This window comes from Priestia aryabhattai (assembly GCF_023715685.1).
GTDB lineage: Bacteria > Bacillota > Bacilli > Bacillales > Bacillaceae_H > Priestia > Priestia aryabhattai_B.
In genome coordinates this window covers 1-466 of the sequence record NZ_JAMBOQ010000061.1, presented here as the reverse complement: position 1 = coordinate 466, position 466 = coordinate 1, and the positions used below count along the sequence as shown (strand labels likewise).

The window sequence follows — 466 nt, the reverse complement described above, 5'->3', positions numbered from 1 at the left end:
AGTAACCGTAAGGAGCTAGCCGCCTAAGGTGGGACAGATGATTGGGGTGAAGTCGTAACAAGGTAGCCGTATCGGAAGGTGCGGCTGGATCACCTCCTTTCTAAGGATTTTTACATGACGTACGTTTCATTTCGTTCAGTTTTGAGAGAATTCTCTCTATCATATATATGGGCCTATAGCTCAGCTGGTTAGAGCGCACGCCTGATAAGCGTGAGGTCGGTGGTTCGAGTCCACTTAGGCCCACCATATATATTTAAACGAATGGGGCCTTAGCTCAGCTGGGAGAGCGCCTGCCTTGCACGCAGGAGGTCAGCGGTTCGATCCCGCTAGGCTCCACCAATTGTTCTTTGAAAACTAGATAACAGTAATTGCTGAGGAAAAGTGAAACTTTTCTTTAATCAAACCAATAAATAACACAACAGTATGTTGTACCATTTATTCGCTAATGGTTAAGTTAGAAAGGGCG

The 466-nt window shown here is 45.7% G+C and carries 2 tRNA genes and 1 rRNA gene; all 3 read left to right on the top strand.

Going from position 1 to position 466, the window contains the following annotated elements:
* Positions 1-100 (top strand): 16S ribosomal RNA (locus M3225_RS28915); the annotation flags it as partial.
* A 69-nt stretch (positions 101-169) separates the two neighbouring features.
* Positions 170-246: transfer RNA gene (locus M3225_RS28910), tRNA-Ile, on the top strand.
* 17 nt (positions 247-263) lie between these two features.
* Positions 264-339: transfer RNA gene (locus tag M3225_RS28905), tRNA-Ala, on the top strand.
* Positions 340-466: the final 127 nt, after the last annotated feature.